The sequence below is a fragment of the Aquimarina spongiae genome, assembly GCF_900141785.1.
In the GTDB taxonomy this organism is placed as follows: Bacteria; Bacteroidota; Bacteroidia; order Flavobacteriales; family Flavobacteriaceae; genus Aquimarina; species Aquimarina spongiae.
The window spans coordinates 208,571-228,067 of the sequence record NZ_FQYP01000002.1; the positions used below are offsets into that span (position 1 = coordinate 208,571).

Genomic DNA, 19,497 nt, shown 5'->3' on the forward strand with positions numbered 1-19,497 from the left:
CGTGCTTTTCAGGATATTTTGTTTAGGTTTAATTTTTTACATGCCTCATATTTCTTACAGCTCGATGTCCTTTCTTTCTTCCAAAACCGTACATTCCGCTAATCACTAAATCAAACGTCCAATGATCATTAGACTGTGGCCAGGGATGATCTACAGAAACTTCAATCGGGATGGTCACCACAGGATATACATTGATCCCTACTTTACGCCATGCTGAAGAGGTAGGTTGTCTTTCCAGACTAAGTGGATTTCTAATAGTAACTTTACTATCCCTCATTAATCTGGACCGTGTACCACCAGCTGCAAAACCAAAGGTCGCCTGTACAGATGGGCCATTGTATTGAACTCTACAAGTCAATTGAATATTTACTTGCTCTATCCCGGAAATTGGATTTGTTTTTCGGTATTTAAATATCGTCCTTGCTCTTGGTCGTACCGTTCTTAATTGACTTCTGATATTGCTAGGAATCCCCGAAGCCGTAACTCCGATAGGTCCATTGGGCATTACTACCTTTAAGTCCCCTTTGGTAAAAGTGGTCATCGCACTAGACAGGATATCGAATGTAAGTCCTGCCACCGCGGCACCTGCAGAAACCCCTGCTGCCGATTCGTATCGATCATCTTCATCTTCAAAATGATCATAATACCCTAAATCATCTTCTAAATAATACTCATCAAAATTTTCGGGATGAGTATCATATCCATTATGCTGTATATTTTCCATAGTATTAATTTATCAGCTGTTAAACATCATCTCTTACCCAAAGTTATTCCTACCTAAGATTTTAAAACAGAGGGAAACCACCTAATCAAAAAGGGTAAACACCTGTTTTTGAGGTAGTTTAACTCTTTATCATAAAAGCTTGAATCATCATTTTTAGGATTTAACAGATTTTTAACTTCTTAAAAAGTCTGATAATATTTTATATTATCTGAAATTTACGAGCTAAATTCTAGCACATCTTTACATCTAAATCGCACATAATGAAGAAAATTATTTTATCCGTTCTCTGTTGTTTTTTTATGGCTCACTGTTTTTCTCAAGAAACTGGAGAAGACGAATGGGGAGCATGGTATATGTATTTTGGGACCAATAGAGTAAGCGATAAGTTAAGTATTCATTCTGAAGCGCAATTCCGATTTTATGAAGTAGCATCGACTTTTAATCAACTTTTGCTCCGTACTGGGCTTAATTATCATATCAATGAAAATGCCATAGCCACTTTGGGATATGGGTACATCAATACCGATGGTAGTTTTGAAGATATCCCTGGAGAAGAAAACAGCAATGAGCACCGAATTTTTCAGCAATTTATTTTAAAAAATAAAGTAGGTAAATTCAAGTTTGAGCACCGATACCGTTTAGAACAGCGATTTATAAGTACACAAGTAGATGATTTTACCGAACATAGAGCACGATATCGTTTACAACTTACGTATCCAATTGATGATAAGTGGTTTTTGAATGTGTATGACGAGGTGTTCATTAATCTTCAAGAACCTATTTTTGGGCAAAACCGTTTATATGGTGCTGTTGGGTATAATGTAAAAGACAACTTAAGCATCCAGTTTGGGTATTTGAAAAATCATTTCACCGGAATTAATTTTGATCGTTTACAGTTAGGAGTGTTTTTTAATACCGACTTTAGAAAAAAACAAGATCAATAATGGGAAGTTTTAAAGCAAAAAAACCAGCACTTTTATTAGTAGATATTCAGAAAGGGTTTGAAGATATTCCGTATTGGGGCGGAGAACGTAACAATCCAAATGCAGAGAAAAATATGGAGACGCTTCTTTCTGTATGGAGAGATCAAGAATTGCCTGTTTTTCATATCAAGCACTGTTCTACAAATCCCAACTCTCCGCTGTCCAAAAACAATCCAGGGAATGCTTTTATGGAGTTTAATACTCCCAAACCCAACGAACCCATTATCGAAAAAGAAGTTAACAGTGCTTTTATCGGTACTGACCTTAAAACACAACTAGAACAAAATAACATCGATACGGTAGTCATCGTAGGATTAACCACAGACCACTGTGTTTCTACCACGACCAGAATGGCGGGTAATTTTGGATTTGAAACTTATCTTATTGATGATGCAATAGCAACTTTTAATAAAACAGGTGCCAACGGTGAGTTGTATAGTGCTCAATTGATCCATGATACTGCCATTGCAAGTCTAAAAGATGAATTTGCAACAATTTTGTCTACCACTGAACTGTTGAACAAACTTTAAGCTTAGGAGATCTGATAGGATTGATATTGAGCAGGTGTCATTCCTGTTACTCTCTTAAAAGCTCGATAAAAACTCGTTTTACTGCTAAAGCCACACTCCTCTCCTACTGCCTGGACAGATATTTTTTCTAGAGCACCAGATACCAAGAGCTCCTTTGCTTTCTCAACTCTATAGTGATTGATTATAGTATAGAAATTAGTATTCATCCTTTCGCTCAATACCTGCGAAATATGATGTGAAGGTATTTGTAATCCATCCGCCAAATCGGCAACTTTGAGATTAGGATCCAAATAGTTTTCCTCTTTTACCAAAAAGTTATGGATTTTTTTCTCAATAAGTACTACCTGCTGTTGAGATAAAGGAGATGTTTTATATTTCTTTCCTTCTAATACTGGTAACACCTGTTTGATATCTACAATCCAATATCCCAAAAGAAGTACGGTAATTGCCATCAAACCTGCCAAAACAATCTCTGCTGTGATAGCTGAAGCTCCCGTAAGTAAAAAACCTGCTTGTAACAAAATCTCGGTAAAAGCCAAAATCGCCATAAGGATACTGAATCTCTTCAACAGTATGCTATTGGTTTTATCTCTTTTTTGTATCAACATAAAAGCGGCTACTGCATAAATTAACAACAACACTAAATGCAAACTGGCCTGAAGCCAATCTGAAACCGCTACTACCCCATTAGGTAAAAGATCATAATAATAGGTAATGATTTCTTGTTTTTCTACAGCACTGTAAAAGTACTTGGGAGCAAAAAGAATCAACATCATCACAAAAGGCAGAAAGTGTACAAAATTCCATCTTTTAAAACTAAAAGAAGACTCTCCGTAATGCTTTATAAAAAGAAAAAAGCAAGGACCTACCAAAAACAATAATGGATATCCCAATCCAAACAAATGAGGCCATACTTTGATTAATTGCGTAGTAAACAAAAGATAAGTAAACAAATGTTGTATAAGTCCCAATAAAGTAATCGCCAAAAAAAATCGGGAATGTTTTAATGTAACGCTTTTAAGTACTACCAACAAGATAAAACAACCGATCAAAATAACCCCTCCTAACAAAAAGGTTATGATAAAAGCAGATGACTCGATACTATTCATAGTATAAAAATAGTACACCTTAATTAAATAGAAAACCCTTGGTCGCGAGAAAGAACCAAAAATGAGTTCCAATTAATTAAGAGCACCCTATTTACGAAGTATCCAGCGATTTTCTGAACTAATTTTATGGCAACAAAAAGCAAAAGTTATGACACGTAAAATTTTAAAAGTACTGGCACTTTTCTTGGTATTAGATATAGTGTTATTGTTAGGTTACGGATTTATCCAGTACCCTAAAGCAAAAGGAGAACAACATTTTACCGCAGAACGAATAATTCATGCTCCAAAAGATAAAGTATGGAATATCATTGCAGATGTAGGTAATTATCACGAGGTAACTGCTCCCAACATTCATCATGTTGAAATTACCGAAGGGCAAGGACTTGGCATGAAAAGGGTATGCAGTGCACCAGATGGTAGTAGTTGGGAAGAGACTTGTACCGTTTGGGAACCCGGTAAAGAATTTCAATTTAAGGTCCATACAGAACGAGAAGATTATCCATTTCCATTAAAATCTTTATCGGGATTATGGAGAGTGGAAACGGTAAGCCCTTTTCAAACTCGATTAGTATTGGATTTTACTTACGAATTCAAAAACCCTTTTTTGAGCGGATATTTCTTATCCATGGGTACTAAGCAAGCAAAAGAAGACACCGAATATCTTCTTGATAACTGGCAACATCTGGCAGAAAACAACAAACAAATTTCAACAACTCAATTATGAAATCAGTACTAAAACTCTTGACAATTTTGTTTTTAAGCACTGCAAGTGCCCAACAAAAGATTCCCGATTGGTTTGTCGAAAATATGAAAGCTTCAACAGGAACCTGGATTACTGACAATACATCTTACCAAAATCAAAATGAACCCTTTGATCAATATGGTATGCACTGGGATTGGAGTGCTGGTAAACAAAATATCACTGGAAAGTTATACGGATTGATTAATGGAAAAAAACAGGGTGTTTTATGGGAGTTCAGGCAATATTGGGATTATGGTAAAAATCGAGGAGTCATCGTTCAGTATGGAGCAGATGGCACCGTGGGAAAAGGCCCTTTAACGCTAAAAAAGGATCAAATCTCAGAATTAATCCAGGAATTTGTAGCACCTAATGGAAAAAAGACAATTCATGGACACCGATCAACCCTAAAAGATGGAGTATTGGTTACTACTTCTTTTGATATTGACAGTCAAGGTGTTTGGCAAAAAAGACGGACTTATACCTGGAATCACATTGAAAATCAAAACAGCATGAACTAGATGATTCTTGGGTTTGACACATAAAATCAAAGGTTATTATTACTTTTCATCGGGCATGGATGATTTCTATATGCACAAGTCATTCATGCCCAAATGATATGAAGAATTAATTATGCTGGCGCAACCAATCCATAATATATAGGGTTTGATTATCAATGGCATGTCCCTGATCGGTAATCCGATATTCAAAATTCTCTTTTTGCTTTAGTTTAGCAATCACCTTATGTGCATGAGAAACCGGCACTATTTTATCATTTTCGCCATGAATTAATAATAGAGCATTAGGATATTTTTCTACAAAATAAATCGGAGAACTCTTGATCATTTTAGCTCGTATCGCACCAATGGTTTTTTTATGACTTAGGAACTGGTACTTATACTGTTTGGTATAACGGTTATACATTTCTTCAGAAAAGAAGTTCGTTGGTGCAGCTATAGATATCACAGCATTAATCCCGGGATCTCGAATCCCCATCAAAAGCGCTACTGTCCCCCCTCTACTTGTACCACTAACAACAACTCTGTTATTGTCTATTCCTTTAAACTCACTTTTGGCTAATGCCAGAAGTCGTAACGCATCATCTGTAGCGCCATCAAAAGCATCTCCAAAAAAACCATCTGAGCAATACCGGCGACCGTTTGCTACCAGAGCTTGTCCTCGGTATGACGGCACCAAGATAAAATAATCTTTAAGACGCATAAACACCTTTCCCAAACCTCTCAAATCTACCGTAGGGTTAGATTGATCCAAACCGTTTGCCCAAACTAATAGAGGATATTTTTTGTTCTCATCATAATCCTTGGGCAATACAATAGCTCCGTAATGTTTTGCGCCATGTACTGTATGTCGAACTACCAACAAATTTCGGTTATAAAAATATCCACTTTTATTGACCGTTTGATAGGTATCGCTCTCTTCAGAAAAATTCTTCCAGGACAAAAGAATATTTTGTAATTCGGTACTATCAGTAGGAGTATATAGCACATCCAGATCTATCTCTTTATTGAGGTCTATATGCTGATAAGAAATCCGGTCCTTACATTTACAATAGTCCTTGCGCAAATACAAGATCAGAGCAATCAAAAGTATGCTGCCGAGTGTTACTGCTATTTTTATTTTTAAGCTCAAAATTGTTCTGTTGAGTAATTCTTCATAATTTAATAAATTATCCAGTGCAAAATCTTGAGTTTTATCAAAACTTATCCCCTACAAATCAACAAAAGCTCTCATTTCTTTAACATACTTTTAATACCAATAAAATTTATTTTACACCAAAAAATTCGACATTACCATAAAAATAACACCAATGAGTTTATCCAAAGTTTCCTTTATCAATTCTGAAGGCCAAAAACTTTCTGGTCGACTAGAGTTACCTGCCGATCAACACCCACATAATTTTGCGTTATTCGCTCACTGTTTTACCTGTAACAAAAATCTGAGTGCTGTAAGAAATATTAGTCGAGGACTTACTTCGCAAGGTTTTGGAGTTTTGCGTTTTGATTTTACTGGATTAGGAGAAAGTGAAGGTGATTTTGAAGACACTAATTTCTCGGGCAACGTAGAAGACCTTGTTGCTGCCGCTAATTTTTTGAAAGAAGAGTACCAAGCCCCTACGGTCTTAATTGGGCACTCTTTGGGTGGAGCTGCTGCCATATTTGCAGCTTCTGAATTAGACTCAATCAAAGCAGTAGTTACCGTGGGTGCTCCTTCTAACCCTAAGCATGTTACTCATTTGCTAAAAAGCAATCTAGAAGAGATTGAAGCCAACGGCAAGGCGGTAGTCAACCTTAGCGGTAGAGATTTTACGATCAAAAAACAGTTTATAGATGACTTGCAAACCAAATCACTGCCCGAAGTTGCTAAAAATTTGAATAAAGCGCTCTTGGTCATGCACTCTCCTCAGGATCTCACCGTAGAAATAAAAAATGCCGAAGAAATTTATATTGCTGCAAAACACCCTAAGAGCTTTGTATCCTTGGATGGAGCGGATCACTTATTGATGCGAAAAGAAGACTCGGTTTATGTCGGAAAGGTGATTGCAGGTTGGGCTTCCAGATACGTAGATATTCCTGAAACACCAAAAATTAATAGTCAACATCAGGTCGTAGCTAGTTTGGACGATAGTGAAGGATACACCACCAAAATGAAAGTAGGAAATCACTACATGGTTGCCGATGAGCCCGAAAGTGTTGGTGGAAAAGATTTTGGTCCTTCTCCCTATGAGTTGGTTTCAGCAGGTCTATCGGCTTGTACGGCAATGACGATAAAAATGTACGTTGCAAGAAAAGGTTGGAAGCTAGAGAATGTAGAAGTACATACTAGCTATGGTAAAACTCATGCTATTGATTGCGAAAATTGCGAAGATCCAAATGCTATAATAGATACTTTCGAAAGAGAAATCAAATTAGAAGGAGAACTCGACGAAAAACAAATTAAACGTATTCTGCAAATCGCAGACAAGTGTCCCGTACATAAAACGTTACATAGCGAGACTCAGGTCATCACCAAGTTAATATCATAGTTAGGACTCAAGTCGTTCTTTTTATTTAAGATCGATACTAAAATCTAACTAATATAAAATGTTTGCACAACAGCACATATGGATCAACTAATCTCTTTTTTTGAGCAAAAAATCCAATTATCAGAGAAAGAGATTGCTCTACTCGAACGAATGTTTACCTATGTAGAACTCCCAAAAAAATCTATCATCATCCAAGAGGGAAAAACCGAATCCTATTTGTACTTCGTGGTAGAAGGAATTCTAAAAGGATATAAAAACAAAAACGGAAAAATAATTGTAGAGCATCTCGTAGGAAATACTACTCTTTTTACGGCATTAGACAGTTTTATGAATGGCACTCCATCTGAAGATTGTTTTGAGAGCATTACAGATTGCAAATTATACCGAATTTCTAAGACCAACTTTAATCTTTTGAAACAATCCGATACCAAATGGAATCAATTGGCTGAAGCAATTATCAACGAGAGTCTTCGCTGTAAAATGGAGCGTGTGCACGATTTTCAAACATTAACGGCCAAAGAGCGTTATCTTAAGTTTATCAAACAAACACCCGAACTGGCTTTACAGGTATCTGTAGAAAACATTGCCTCTTTCCTCGGCATAGAACCTCAGTCCCTGAGTAGGATCCGAAAGCAAATCACTTTCTAACAAATGTTATTTTTGATTCCTTCTTAAGTTTCGAGATTTGCTCAAACACCAAAATGTATGAGCAAAGAAATTTCATTGGTTACTGGAGCAAATGGGCACCTTGGTAACAATTTGGTTAGATTACTACTATCAAAAAATCACAAGGTCCGCGCTACAGTAAGAAACATCAACAACCTTACTCCCTTTGAAGGACTTGATTGCGAAGTTGTACATGCCGATATTACAGACAAAAACTCTTTGAGAGCAGCTTTTACCGATGTTACAAACGTTTATGCTGTAGCAGCTAATTTTAATATGTGGGCCAAGCACCCCAAAAAAGAAATTTATGACTCCAATATCCAAAGTACACAAAATGTATTTGACATTGCCAAAGAATGCGGTGTTCAAAATATTATTTATGTCAGTTCTGTAGCTGCATTGGATTTTACAAAACTCCCAGCAAGCCCTGAAAATGGATATAACAAAGATCGTAGAAATTGGTATTACAATTCAAAAAACGACTCGGATCAACTTGCGCTTTCGTTAGGCAAGAAATATGGAATCCGAACGGTCCTTATTTTACCTTCAGCGATGATCGGAAGTATTGCTCATAAATTAAGTTATTCTAATCTTCTGGTCTTTCAGATCTTAAACAAAGAGATTCCCATTGATACCAATATCACGCTTAATTGGATAGACGTTAAAGATGTAGCTCTTGGCGCATACCAAGCGATGCAAAAAGGTAAGGATAGGGAACGATATATCTTAGCCAATGAAAAACACACTAGTTTATATGAAAGTGTTGCCATAGCCTCCAGACAATATCCTGATCTAAAAATTAAAACCCCGATAAAAGCCCCTAGATTTTTACTTTATATAATAGCAACTATTATGGAGTTATGGTCATATCTATCTGGAAGTGAGCCTTTATTACAACGTCATTATTTGGATATGTTTTATGGTTTGAAACAAGACTACAACATCCAAAAGTCAAGGGTCGAATTGGGGTTTTCTCCTAAATCATCAGAGCAAGCATTGATAGAAGCTTTGGCATATTTACAAAACAACTGGAAACAACAGTGATCAAGATTCAGAAGAAGATCCAATCCTATACCCAAATAAGATTTGAACAACGATATCAATTTTTACAAAATATTTATCTTTGAAAGATCTCTACAATTAGATAAAGCAACTGAATGCAAAAGGTAGAAAAATTTACTCCCGAAATTAATAAGGTATACTTTATAGAAAGGCATACTCTTATTCATATTTTATCTGGAGAAGGGAGCATTCAAGTTGATTTCAAAAATTATTTTGATTGGAAAGAGAAAGCTATTTTCCTGGAAAAAGGACAATACATTAAATTCTTATCTGATGATTTCCTGGTAAGAAGAATTGAATTTGGGAATGAAGATAAGTTTTATAATAACGACGTTCGCGTTTTGTTTAAACACCTCATCTCTTTAGGGTATATCGATTTATTAGAATGTGAGGAGTGCAATACTTTTTTATCCAAATCTGTATTAACCGATAATTCTGCGGATATCATTGACATTTCCTCCAAACAATGGTATTGGCAAAATCCTTTTAAAGCCAATAAGGAAGAATATCATGTCATTTTTGATGTAAAAGAAGTCATCGATGATGAATATTCTAATAACTTAACAAGTACCGATTTGGTAGACCTAATTAATGATCGCGGTTATAATGCGCAGTCTCTGGTTAAAAACAAAATCGGTTTATCCATCAAAAACTTAATGAGCGCCAAGAGATTGCAAGAAAGTCTCAAAGAAGTGGCTTTTACGGATAAAAACATTCAAGAGATTTCTTACGAATTAGGATTTAAAGATGATGCATATTTTAATCGTGTATTTAAGAACTCTACAGGGCAAACTCCCAAACAATTTAGAGAAAACTTTGATTTCAAAAACAGAGATCTGTTCACACAGGATATTATCGAGCTTCTAAAAAAGTATCATACACATGAGAGATCTTTAGGGTTCTATGCAGACAAAATGAACCTTTCCATAAAATCCTTATCCAAAAAAGTACAATCCAAAATGAACACTTCTTTTGGACAGTTGATTCGATTAGAATTGATCAATACCGCCAAGCTCATGCTAATCGAAGATCAACCTATATCAGCCATAGCAACGCAATTAGGGTTTGAAGAGCCCAATCACTTTTCCAGGTTTTTTAAACATTATTCGGGTACTACACCCACAGATTTCAAATTAAAAAAGTACAATTCTTAGTCCTTTTTTTGTAGCAACAAACCCTTGATTCTGATTCATCTTTGCAGTGTATTAATTCACTAAAAAAATAAAAAGATGAATATTAAAGAACAAGTAACAAAAATGGATGCAATAGTAAGTCAAGGAGCTATTGTAGACGCAGTAAAAGAATTCTTCGCAGACAATGCTATTACCTCGGACTATGGTGATGGTAAAACCAGCAACAAGGCAGAAATGGTTGCCAAAATGGAAGGTTTTGCAGGATCTATCGCCAATGTAAATGGCATTCAACATCATCATTCTATAGTAGACGGAAACGTATCCGCTTCAGAATTTACTTTCGATTTTGATATGAAAGACGGAAGCAAGATCTACTGGCATGAAATCATCCGTAGAATATGGAATAATGAAGGACAAGTAATCCAGGAAGAATACTTCAACGCAGAATAACAAACAAAAAATCACAAACATTAAAAAAATAAAAAAATGAAAACTTTAAAATTAGTATTAGTAATCGCAGCATTTTCGTTGACCACAACAATTTCGGCTCAAGATAAAATGGCCAATAATATTGACAATAGTAATATCGCACTTCAAGGATATAGTGCAGTATCGTATTTAGATCTTGGACTCGCACAAAGAGGGAATAAAAATTACAAATCAGAGTACAACAAAATAGCATACTACTTCACCTCTGCAGAGCAAAAAGCAACTTTCGACAAAAATCCTGCAAAATATGTTCCTCAATATGGTGGATACTGTGCTTTTGGAGTGTATGCCGGAGCAAAGTTTAGAGTAGATCCTAATAAGTTTATCGTGAAAGATGGTAAATACTACTTATACCTAAACAATGTAGAATTGGATGCGAAACAACTGTGGTTGGCAGAGAATAATCATGGAAAATTAAAAGGTGTTGCTGATAAGAATTGGAATAAGCTGAGCAAAACCCACAACTAGTATTAACCCCCATATAAAAACAATAATTATGAAATTTGTAACCAAAAGAATACATGCGTTTTTAGACTACCCAGTAGCTGTAGCATTGATTGTATTACCCTTCATATTGGGATTAGGAAGCTCTAACCCGATAGCATTGCAACTATCGGTAGCTATAGGAATTGCAGCCTTTGTATTGACGCTATTAACAGATCATCACTTAGGAGTGTTTAGAGTATTATCGTATCGTTTTCACCTTATTGTGGATTTTGCAGTTGCTGTATTGTTCATTCTGGCACCTACTATTTTCGGATTCAAAGGAATTGATTCCTACTACTATTGGGTGAATGGTATAGCAGTACTGACCGTAGTAAGTCTTCATAAACCCGAAGTAGCCGTGTAATATATACTGATGTTATTTTACTTATATACAAAAGCGATTTGAACTTACTTTCAAATCGCTTTTTTTATGTATCTACTTCAATAGAACGAGGGCATTGTAACAAAATCAAATTTTTCTGATCTTTATAGTATGTACAGAATTATACTTTTATTTTTTATCCCCATACAATTTGTATTTGGTTTCAATTCCGAAAATGTGTTCTATAGTGTCTCAAAAGATTCGGTAAAAAAAGACATTAGCTTAAAAACGATCAAATTTGAAAAAGGTACTGCAGTCAGAGCTTTTAATCACACCTATGCTCCTCTTCTATTTTATATCAAACTGAGAGCAACAGATAGCATAGTGAAAGAAATGGTGCTTCCACCCAAAGACAGTTTAGTGGTCATACAATGGGAAGAAAAAGATCGAACAATCGCAACGCAAAAATTTAATACAACGTATAGAGCAGGGTATTACATTGGTGATCCTACAAATACAAAACCTAATACCAATTATTTATACCGATTGCCTTTTAAGAAAAATAAAAAATATCGGGTATCACAGGGTTTTAATGGTAAGTTTTCGCATACCAAAACCGCATCAAAATATGCGATAGATTTTCAGCTAGAAATCGGAGAACCCGTTTATGCAGCCAGAGAAGGATTAGTAGTAAAAGTGCAAAGTAAGTTCAAAGAATCCGGAGGCAAAGAGTTTTTATACAAAGCCAATAGAATTATCATCCTACATGATGATGGAACCACTGCCTCTTACGTACATTTGGATTATGATGGTGTCCTTGTAAAGGAAGGAGATCGGGTTACTAAAGGGCAGCATATTGGTTTTTCTGGTCTTACAGGATATACCAGAGGACCTCATCTTCATTTTGTAGTAAGAAAAGAAAGAGATATTGCGATCCCGATTTTCTTTGAAGGATACGCTGGTAAAGAATTAAAACAAGGTAGAAAATATAATGTTAAAAAGTTTTAAAAATAAGAACCGTCAATCTGGGTAAAGACCGACGGTTCCTGTAAAGAAGTTTATATGCTGTTATTTCTTGATCAATCTATGATTTTCAATAATTTGATCGTTCTTATCAAATATTGAAAGTAGGTAAATCCCTGATTCTTTAATTTCTGGATTAAATACTAATCCTTCCTTTTTCATAGTTGCAGTGATGTTAGCTTTGTAGACTTCAGCACCTGCAATATTATAAATAACTATTTCATTCGCTTTGTTCAAGATCAATGATGAACTTGATATATGAATGGAGGTAGTAAATGGATTGGGATGAATAATAGTTTGCTCCACCAAATCATTAAACAAAGGAGGGGTAACTCTTTGAACAAAAGTAGTATTGGTTCTTGACGCCGTACAAGCTTCGATAAATTGCCAGCCGCTGGAAGTTCTTTCAAAAAGATTTCCTTGATAGACTACTCTATCTCCGGCAGAATAACTTACACCACTTTGCCATTCGGAAACTCCAGCACATGGATTTGGTGGTGGAGGGTTACTTTCTGTAGTATAACTTATAATTAATCGAGGGGCTTTGTCGGCTCCTCCTTCGTAAGAATCAGCCACTCGTTTTGCCGAAGTACTTGTTAAACTTCTTCCTTTTCCTCTAATGATCATACTCAAATTATTACCAGACGACCAATCGCTTTTATTGACCAAGCTTTGTACCATATTCTTTAAATCTGGAGATCGTTGAGCACTACCATTTTGATTACTAGACCATGATTGTGGTGTCCACGTTACCTTACTAGAAAAAGTGGTTCGGTTTGATACTTTGTTTGAGTTTGAAAAGGCAGGAGAATTACTGCTATTGTGTAAGGCTATTTCTAATTCTGCATCTGCACTATTACTCTCATCTGCTGTGAACTGTAAATATGCATTAGTAATCGTTGCATTTTTAGGCACTCCTACTCCTCTAAAACGCAAACCAATTATTTGATAACCAGTATTACTATAACTATCATACACTAGCTCAAGATCACTACTGTTCGTATATAAATCTCCATTTTCACGTTCTTCTACATCATCATTCCCCGAAGAAATTGCCACATCTACAGTACCATTATCCGGATCTGGATCTACCACTGTTCCTTTATTTATAGTCACCACACTCCCATTTGATGGGTTCCAGATATCCAAATTACTTGGTATGGCAAATACATTATTATTAGAAACAGATCCAACTTGAGAAGCATTATCTACTTGTATGGTTCTGGTTTCAATCTTGTTTTCATCTACAAAAATCCATTTAAACTGATTGAAACGAGCCGAGTTTCTCGTCCAGTTTTTGTTATCATTATTAGATCGCAATGGAGCCCCCCAACATCCTTCTCCAACATAGACGGTTCCATTTTGATTATCTCTGACAAAACCTTCATCACTTCCTGATCCTGTTGAAGGACGCACTGGCCAGGTTGTTTTTACGGTATGTGCATCGCACTCTACCACCAACTTCACTCCTTTTTCATAAAATAATTGTGCCCAATTGTTGTATTGATTATTTCCTTCAGATTTTGAAGATACATGAGGGCGCATTGGTTTATGATATTGCGCCATTTTCCAAATAACATTGGTATTTGCGTTCAAATCATTTCGTAACCAGTTGGTTTGATTTCCAGAAATCGAAATTTCTGTATTAAGGGTATATGTTCTTACCAGATTATTACCAAAAGTAATCGCATAATAAACACTGGTAGAAGGCACATCGAATAAATGATATACACTATTGTTACTATCTTCATGATTACCTCTGGTAGCTACAATTGGAAACATTCGATTGTCGCTGGCGATAGTCAATTGCCAATCGTCAAACCATTCTCTCCATTCAGAATTAGTATCTCGATTGGTCATATCTCCTCCAAATAAGACAGCATGTGGTTTTAGCTTTGCCACTAAACTATTTGCATTTCGTCTTGGAGTTCTATTATTTCTAGAGTCTCCTCCCGCAATAAATGACAACCTACTATTATCTGAAGGTGCTGTTTTGAACCAAAACCGCTCACTAGTACCCTGACTATCTCTTATCACAAAATAGTAGGCTGTATTAGGTTGTAAACCAGTTAATCGTGCAAAGTGATTATTCATTCCTTTGTACGATACAATTCTATCGGGAGATTTAGAATTGGGATAATTGTTATAATTCGTTCCAAAATCTGTTGTTCCGAAATATACGGTAGGATTACTGCCTGAAATTTGGTTCCACCCAATAACTATCGAAGTCGCTGGATTGCCTCTTAAGGTAAGTCTGTACTTATCATTTGAAGCAAATAACTGAAAACCAATAAAAATAAAGATGAGAAAGTATGTTCTTTTCATGATTTGTGTGTTTGTTTAGGTTGGTTAAAATTAATGTATGACGTTTTAAGAAATACATTGTAATCTAATAGTAACTTAGAGTTAATATTGGTAACATAAGGTTTTAAAAAGGTTAATATACAGTTTAAAATTGGTTAATAAAACCCATATAAATGAAAAAGAGAGAGGAAAAATCAACCTCTCTCTTTGTTGTATAAACCGTCTTTATCTTTTGAGAATTTGTTCTTGAAATTTGATTCCATCCTATCCCTATTGTGATTGCTGGATTATCACGTAAAGTTAATCTATATTTGTTGCTGGAAGCATTGGCTTTCCATGTAAAAAGGATCACAAAAAGTAGACATATTTTATTCATGGTTTTAAGATGTTAGGTTAGAAAAACAAATTTAAAATATTGAAAAACAGAATTTTAAAACCTATTCCAAACTTAATTCAGAATTAAATATGATAACACTCCTTTTTACAAAACATAACTATATCTTCAACTAATGTTAACATCAATATGATTTATTTTGTGGCATGAAAAACTCAACTACTTTATGGATTATTAAAGGCTCTGTATTTCTGATTTTTATAGGACGAGCCTGGCAGCACTTATTTTGGGATGCTCCTTTTCGTTCTTTTTTTTGGGATGAAGCCCTGTTGAAACCTATTGTAGAATCTATATTTGACATCCCCTGGAAAGAATATGTAACCAGTAGTACTACAGATGATTTTATACAAAATAGTATTCGAGTAAATGGAGTGTTATACTTGATTGCTGCTATAGTTTCGCTAACTGTGAATACCGTTCCAAAAATGTGGCAAAAAATTCCAATTTATGCAGGAGGAATTAGTTTAATCTTATTGTCCGTATTAATGGCTAAAGAAAAGTTCTATCACTTGGGTCAGTTTTTTGAGCACAGTATACAATTTAGTACTCCATTTGTGTTTATTCTATTTGCCAAGGACACCATTAGCAAAGAACGTATTATTCTTACCCTTAAGATTTTGATTGCCCTTACCTTTTTTTCTCATGGATTATACGCCTTTGGTTTTTATCCTGTTCCGGGGAAATTTGTAGATATGGTGATTCAAATTTTTGGATGTTCTGAATCTAGCGCGTTGACTTTTTTGTATATCGCAGGAATTCTTGACTTTATCGTTGCCGCCCTGATTTTTGTACCCAAAGTAATGAAGTATGTACTTTGGTATGCAGTAGTTTGGGGATTACTTACAGCGTTTGCAAGAATAGCAGCTAACTTTTATATCGATTTTCCTCTAGAATCTTTGCACCAAAATTTGTATCAAGTAGTATATAGATTGCCACATGGTTTAATTCCTTTAGCAGTATTATACTTAACACAGCATCAAAGCAAACTTACCATAAGTTATAAAAGAAAAAAGGCCGTTGTATAACGGCCTTTCCTTTCTCAACAAATCAAATTAGTTAATTATAAAACGTTCAACAGTCTTCATTTGTGAATTTTGAATTTGTAGCATGTACATTCCTGCTCCAAGATAATCCACATTAATCCAACCATTACTGTTAAGTTGTCCTTTTCCTACTTCTTGTCCCATTAGGTTAATAATTGAGTAAGAAGTGTCTGTAGATTTAGACAACTGATTATTAGGCATAAATACCTGTAATGCGTTTCCTTTTTGTAAAGGGTTTGGTGCTATTCTGATCGAAGATAACAGACCTTCGTCTTCTGTTCCTATTTGTGCCGTAACCGGTCCAAAATCTACTGGTGCAAATGATGATCCACAAGAACCTTCGAAGATTTTTACATTAGAGAATGTAGAAGTGTTACCTGAACCTGTATCATTATCATTAATGAATACAAGTCTATCCATACTACCTGTATAGAAGTTACCCACTGGTATTGTATATGTTGTTGTTCCGCTTGAGTAATTATCAAAATTGGTTATCCCGTAGTTTTGAGTACCGTGAACTTTGAAATATCTAGCAGATGTTAAGCCATTATCATCTTCGAAACCTACCGCATGGATTTCTCCTTGACTAGTACTGCTAAAATCAAACTCGATTACAGTGTTAGCAGTTACTGTATAATTTAAAGGAATAAACTTCCAGGTGTTATTAGTAAGTGATAATGAGGCTCCTCCACTTCCGATAGAGAAATTACCCGCTGAATCCTGATTAGAGAACGAATTAATAGTAAAGTTGTTGAAATTAAGTGCGTCACACGTTGGATCAGGGTTACCAGATCCTTCCTGGATACTTACGTCATCGATAGCAATATCACTCTGCCATCCTTGATTACCACTACCGGTTACTACATTAAATCGAAGTTGCACGCTAGCTTGACCTGCATAAGCAGAAAGATCAACATCTGCAGCATTCCAGTTACTACCTTGAGCTCCATTTCTACTAAACACACTTGTCCAAGCTCCATCGTTATTAGTTCTTGCTTCAACATCTAAACTGTTGATAGCACTTCCTAACATATGGTACTGGAAAGTAAGTGTTGGAGTTGATAAGCTACTGAAATTCAAACATGGAGAATTCAAGATTGCTCTCTTATTAGGATATCCTGTTCCATTTCCTGAAGCTTCAACATAAAGGTAGAAACTACCATCTGCTGCACTTGATGGTCCAGTTCCGTTAGAAGGAGTACCGTTTGCATCTCTAGTCCAGTCTAGGTCATCACCAGTAGTTGCTTGTGCCCACTGTCCTAAATTCGTTTCGAAACTTTCACTGAATGGGTAAGATGTTACATCTCCAGAACAATCTCCAGTTCCTGGACCAGGTCCACCACCATCACAAGGGTTAGTGAATGAAACTGTTTGGTCTGTTTGTCCGTTAGAACCTCCGTTATTATTTTCATTAGCTCCTTCACCTACTCCTCTTTCAGCAAATGCTTTCCAGATTAAACATCTGTATTGACCTCCATAAAGATCTTGATCAGCTTGAAGGATTCCGTCACGTCCCGAGACAAATCCTGGATTATTCGCAGTGTTTTTAAGTCCTTCTACTACTAAAGCCATAGCAATATTATTCCCACCTGTTCCATTATAAAAATCTGCATCAAATCCTTCTTGATCGATAAGTAACCAAGTCATATCCCACAGAATTGTTGCAAAAGCATATCCTACACCGTGTGGTCTTGCCAATCCCCCTATATCTGCATAGTCAGTATCATTTATAGATCGATTGGTAGAATAACGAGTTGGTCGAATACCTGCCCCATCTGTTGCTTGTCCAAGCACATAAGCTCCTACACCTCTAGCATCTGTACCTTGATCTCCTGCTCTCATTGTAAGCATTAGACCAAAATAGTCAGACCATCCTTCACCCATTTGCTCAGATCCTCCAAGCACATTTGAAGATGGTCCACCAACCAAACGAGTAGAGATTCCATGACCATACTCATGAACAATAATTACATTATCAAAAGATCCATCTCTTCCAGGGTTGGTTCTGTTCCACAAGAACATCTGCATTCTAGGGTTGCCTCCATCTCCTGGTGTTGCAAAATTAGCATTATTGGTTCCGCTTCCATCCTGAGCATCTGCATTTACAGAGTCGCCTCCTGCCCCTCCTCTTCCATAATTATTTTCCTGGAAGTTTCCACTAGCTTCATCAAAACCATATTGATAGAATACATCGTGAATGATATTATTCCAATAGAATAAGTTAGTAATCGATGCGCTTAGATAATTACTTGGTGCTTGGTTTAGATTTACAGGGAAATCAAAATCGAGGCCTGATCCTCCATCAGGAGAAAAACCAGTACCATTATTTCCATTGCTGTCATCTTGAGCTCTAACGTTATTACCTCTAGTAGTTGTGAACTCTGCACCAGCACTACCATTGGTATCGTGCCAACCAAAAGGTGATGCTGTAGCCTCAGCTGGATTCGTTACAATAGAACGCCCTCCATGAATTGGACTTTCTATTGGCATTGGGTATACGTTATAAGAATCCGGAGCAAATGCTAAAGATTCTGCTTTTGTCATCGGACCTACCATATGATCATCAATCAATAAAGATTCTCCATGGTTATGACTATGATTGTGGTTTGCATGACCTGGCTCATCAAAGCTACAGGCTACTACCCAATCTTCTTCATAAACTACACTTCCCGTATTAGCATCTACATCAGCTACCCACCAGTGTTGCCCGTTCTTTTGATAAATACTTACATTCCAACATAGTACTAATTGATCTTTAACCAATCTATATACCTTTTTGGCTTCGATAGGATAATCTGCCATTGATACACCAGAATTTTTATACACTAATACATCTCCTAGCTTAGACTTCTTGGAGGTACGAGATAAACTTTTGGCTTGGATGAGTTTGTGTTTTCCGATTACCGCATTAATCGCTTGCTCTGGAGTAATTCCAGGGCTTACTGAATTGATTTTACTATTCACAGCATCTACAAACTGATTAATCTCATAGGTAACCTTATTATTCTGGACAGTTAATTTATAACTACCATTCATGATCGGAATGTTGTTATACATCTGTCTCAGATATACGTGGAGAATACCTACTTTCAACGAAGGCACCTCATCTGTAATAACGTAGTTATAGTCATTAAGAGTAGCCTGAGATTTTGAAGTGTGTGAAATTGCGTCTTGAAAATGATTTTGGACAATACTACTTATGTCCTGTGCAAAAGTTGTTTGACAAATTACAAAGCATAAAATGACAAACGAGTAGACTTTTTTCATAAAAATAAGTTTTGAGTTTGTGTATAGCAAAATTAAAGAAAAATGAAGGATTTACGATAATGATTGCAAAAGACATACTAAATTATCATAAATTAACTTATAAATTATTTTTTATTCAACACATTTGTTAAAACAATCTTTTTTATCCATTCACTATTCTGAAACTCTTATAAACACTAT

General features: G+C 35.8%; 18 protein-coding genes. 13 read left to right on the top strand and 5 right to left on the bottom strand.

The genetic code is table 11. From position 1 onward, the window contains the following. Positions 1 to 28: 28 nt before the first annotated feature. Positions 29 to 724, bottom strand: a complete 696-nt coding sequence (locus tag BUE24_RS05590) for a hypothetical protein (RefSeq protein ID WP_073314804.1) — start codon at positions 722 to 724, stop codon at positions 29 to 31. Positions 725 to 984: 260 nt separating this feature from the next. Between BUE24_RS05590 and BUE24_RS05595 the strand changes: the two genes are divergently transcribed. Both BUE24_RS05595 and BUE24_RS05600 read left to right on the top strand, forming a co-directional pair. Further along, complete coding sequence (locus BUE24_RS05595; RefSeq protein ID WP_073314805.1) at positions 985 to 1,668, top strand: DUF2490 domain-containing protein; 684 nt, start codon at positions 985 to 987, stop codon at positions 1,666 to 1,668. Beyond that, positions 1,668 to 2,237 (top strand): cysteine hydrolase family protein, encoded by a 570-nt coding sequence (locus BUE24_RS05600; protein ID WP_073314806.1) that lies wholly within the window; start codon positions 1,668 to 1,670, stop codon positions 2,235 to 2,237. The genes BUE24_RS05595 and BUE24_RS05600 overlap by 1 nt, the downstream gene beginning before the upstream one ends. A 2-nt stretch (positions 2,238 to 2,239) precedes the next feature. Here the strand turns inward: BUE24_RS05600 and BUE24_RS05605 are convergent, their stop codons facing one another. Beyond that, a complete protein-coding gene (locus tag BUE24_RS05605; protein WP_073314807.1) occupies positions 2,240 to 3,346 on the bottom strand; it encodes a helix-turn-helix transcriptional regulator in 1,107 nt (368 codons plus the stop codon). Between the two features lie 148 nt (positions 3,347 to 3,494). Between BUE24_RS05605 and BUE24_RS05610 the strand changes: the two genes are divergently transcribed. Together BUE24_RS05610 and BUE24_RS05615 are read left to right on the top strand one after the other, a co-directional pair. Next, complete coding sequence (locus tag BUE24_RS05610) at positions 3,495 to 4,070, top strand: type II toxin-antitoxin system RatA family toxin (protein ID WP_073314808.1); 576 nt, start codon at positions 3,495 to 3,497, stop codon at positions 4,068 to 4,070. Next, a complete protein-coding gene (locus BUE24_RS05615; protein WP_073314809.1) occupies positions 4,067 to 4,606 on the top strand; it encodes a hypothetical protein in 540 nt (179 codons plus the stop codon). The genes BUE24_RS05610 and BUE24_RS05615 overlap by 4 nt, the downstream gene beginning before the upstream one ends. Positions 4,607 to 4,712: 106 nt before the next feature. Here the strand turns inward: BUE24_RS05615 and BUE24_RS05620 are convergent, their stop codons facing one another. After that, the gene (locus tag BUE24_RS05620; protein WP_170864560.1) at positions 4,713 to 5,735 is read right to left on the bottom strand and encodes an alpha/beta hydrolase family protein; all 1,023 of its coding nucleotides are present in this window, start codon (positions 5,733 to 5,735) and stop codon (positions 4,713 to 4,715) included. Between the two features lie 178 nt (positions 5,736 to 5,913). On the opposite strand from BUE24_RS05620, the gene BUE24_RS05625 reads away from it, so the two are divergent. The 8 genes from BUE24_RS05625 to BUE24_RS05660 all read left to right on the top strand — a co-directional run bounded on the left by BUE24_RS05625 (position 5,914) and on the right by BUE24_RS05660 (position 12,294). After that, positions 5,914 to 7,128 (top strand): bifunctional alpha/beta hydrolase/OsmC family protein, encoded by a 1,215-nt coding sequence (locus BUE24_RS05625; RefSeq protein WP_073314811.1) that lies wholly within the window; start codon positions 5,914 to 5,916, stop codon positions 7,126 to 7,128. A 78-nt stretch (positions 7,129 to 7,206) separates the two neighbouring features. Further along, positions 7,207 to 7,776: a Crp/Fnr family transcriptional regulator gene (locus BUE24_RS05630; RefSeq protein WP_073314812.1), complete on the top strand. Its 570-nt coding sequence runs from the start codon at positions 7,207 to 7,209 to the stop codon at positions 7,774 to 7,776. 57 nt (positions 7,777 to 7,833) lie between these two features. After that, a complete protein-coding gene (locus BUE24_RS05635) occupies positions 7,834 to 8,838 on the top strand; it encodes an NAD-dependent epimerase/dehydratase family protein (protein ID WP_073314814.1) in 1,005 nt (334 codons plus the stop codon). A gap of 113 nt (positions 8,839 to 8,951) precedes the next feature. Beyond that, the gene (locus BUE24_RS05640) at positions 8,952 to 10,010 is read left to right on the top strand and encodes a helix-turn-helix transcriptional regulator (RefSeq protein WP_073314817.1); all 1,059 of its coding nucleotides are present in this window, start codon (positions 8,952 to 8,954) and stop codon (positions 10,008 to 10,010) included. Between the two features lie 75 nt (positions 10,011 to 10,085). Beyond that, positions 10,086 to 10,439, top strand: a complete 354-nt coding sequence (locus BUE24_RS05645; RefSeq protein ID WP_073314819.1) for a hypothetical protein — start codon at positions 10,086 to 10,088, stop codon at positions 10,437 to 10,439. 36 nt (positions 10,440 to 10,475) lie between these two features. Then, entirely contained in the window at positions 10,476 to 10,946 is a 471-nt protein-coding gene (locus tag BUE24_RS05650; RefSeq protein ID WP_073314821.1) for a YHS domain-containing (seleno)protein, read from the top strand. Positions 10,947 to 10,974: 28 nt separating this feature from the next. Continuing rightward, the gene (locus tag BUE24_RS05655; protein WP_211483309.1) at positions 10,975 to 11,328 is read left to right on the top strand and encodes a hypothetical protein; all 354 of its coding nucleotides are present in this window, start codon (positions 10,975 to 10,977) and stop codon (positions 11,326 to 11,328) included. 129 nt (positions 11,329 to 11,457) lie between these two features. Then, a complete protein-coding gene (locus BUE24_RS05660) occupies positions 11,458 to 12,294 on the top strand; it encodes a M23 family metallopeptidase (RefSeq protein ID WP_073314825.1) in 837 nt (278 codons plus the stop codon). Positions 12,295 to 12,354: 60 nt separating this feature from the next. On the opposite strand, the gene BUE24_RS05665 is transcribed toward BUE24_RS05660, so the two are convergent. Beyond that, positions 12,355 to 14,634, bottom strand: coding sequence for a fibronectin type III domain-containing protein (locus BUE24_RS05665; protein WP_073314826.1), 2,280 nt, complete (start codon positions 14,632 to 14,634; stop codon positions 12,355 to 12,357). Positions 14,635 to 15,153: 519 nt separating this feature from the next. Here BUE24_RS05665 and BUE24_RS05675 point away from each other — a divergent pair. Beyond that, positions 15,154 to 16,032 carry a hypothetical protein gene (locus tag BUE24_RS05675; RefSeq protein WP_073314830.1) on the top strand — a complete coding sequence of 293 codons (879 nt, stop codon included), beginning with the start codon at positions 15,154 to 15,156 and terminating at the stop codon, positions 16,030 to 16,032. Positions 16,033 to 16,059: 27 nt separating this feature from the next. Here the strand turns inward: BUE24_RS05675 and BUE24_RS05680 are convergent, their stop codons facing one another. Then, entirely contained in the window at positions 16,060 to 19,317 is a 3,258-nt protein-coding gene (locus BUE24_RS05680; protein ID WP_073314832.1) for a M36 family metallopeptidase, read from the bottom strand. Positions 19,318 to 19,497 lie beyond the last annotated feature (180 nt).

Excerpts from the sequence above, each read along its gene's own strand:
- BUE24_RS05665 (WP_073314826.1), bottom strand. The coding sequence starts at position 14,634 with ATGAAAAGAACATACTTTCTCATCTTTATTTTTATTGGTTTTCAGTTA.
- BUE24_RS05630 (WP_073314812.1), top strand. The coding sequence starts at position 7,207 with ATGGATCAACTAATCTCTTTTTTTGAGCAAAAAATCCAATTATCAGAG.
- BUE24_RS05625 (WP_073314811.1), top strand. The coding sequence starts at position 5,914 with ATGAGTTTATCCAAAGTTTCCTTTATCAATTCTGAAGGCCAAAAACTT.
- BUE24_RS05660 (WP_073314825.1), top strand. The coding sequence starts at position 11,458 with ATGTACAGAATTATACTTTTATTTTTTATCCCCATACAATTTGTATTT.
- BUE24_RS05600 (WP_073314806.1), top strand. The coding sequence starts at position 1,668 with ATGGGAAGTTTTAAAGCAAAAAAACCAGCACTTTTATTAGTAGATATT.
- BUE24_RS05610 (WP_073314808.1), top strand. The coding sequence starts at position 3,495 with ATGACACGTAAAATTTTAAAAGTACTGGCACTTTTCTTGGTATTAGAT.
- BUE24_RS05615 (WP_073314809.1), top strand. The coding sequence starts at position 4,067 with ATGAAATCAGTACTAAAACTCTTGACAATTTTGTTTTTAAGCACTGCA.
- BUE24_RS05595 (WP_073314805.1), top strand. The coding sequence starts at position 985 with ATGAAGAAAATTATTTTATCCGTTCTCTGTTGTTTTTTTATGGCTCAC.
- BUE24_RS05590 (WP_073314804.1), bottom strand. The coding sequence starts at position 724 with ATGGAAAATATACAGCATAATGGATATGATACTCATCCCGAAAATTTT.
- BUE24_RS05680 (WP_073314832.1), bottom strand. The coding sequence starts at position 19,317 with ATGAAAAAAGTCTACTCGTTTGTCATTTTATGCTTTGTAATTTGTCAA.
- BUE24_RS05675 (WP_073314830.1), top strand. The coding sequence starts at position 15,154 with ATGAAAAACTCAACTACTTTATGGATTATTAAAGGCTCTGTATTTCTG.
- BUE24_RS05635 (WP_073314814.1), top strand. The coding sequence starts at position 7,834 with ATGAGCAAAGAAATTTCATTGGTTACTGGAGCAAATGGGCACCTTGGT.
- BUE24_RS05640 (WP_073314817.1), top strand. The coding sequence starts at position 8,952 with ATGCAAAAGGTAGAAAAATTTACTCCCGAAATTAATAAGGTATACTTT.
- BUE24_RS05645 (WP_073314819.1), top strand. The coding sequence starts at position 10,086 with ATGAATATTAAAGAACAAGTAACAAAAATGGATGCAATAGTAAGTCAA.
- BUE24_RS05605 (WP_073314807.1), bottom strand. The coding sequence starts at position 3,346 with ATGAATAGTATCGAGTCATCTGCTTTTATCATAACCTTTTTGTTAGGA.
- BUE24_RS05655 (WP_211483309.1), top strand. The coding sequence starts at position 10,975 with ATGAAATTTGTAACCAAAAGAATACATGCGTTTTTAGACTACCCAGTA.
- BUE24_RS05650 (WP_073314821.1), top strand. The coding sequence starts at position 10,476 with ATGAAAACTTTAAAATTAGTATTAGTAATCGCAGCATTTTCGTTGACC.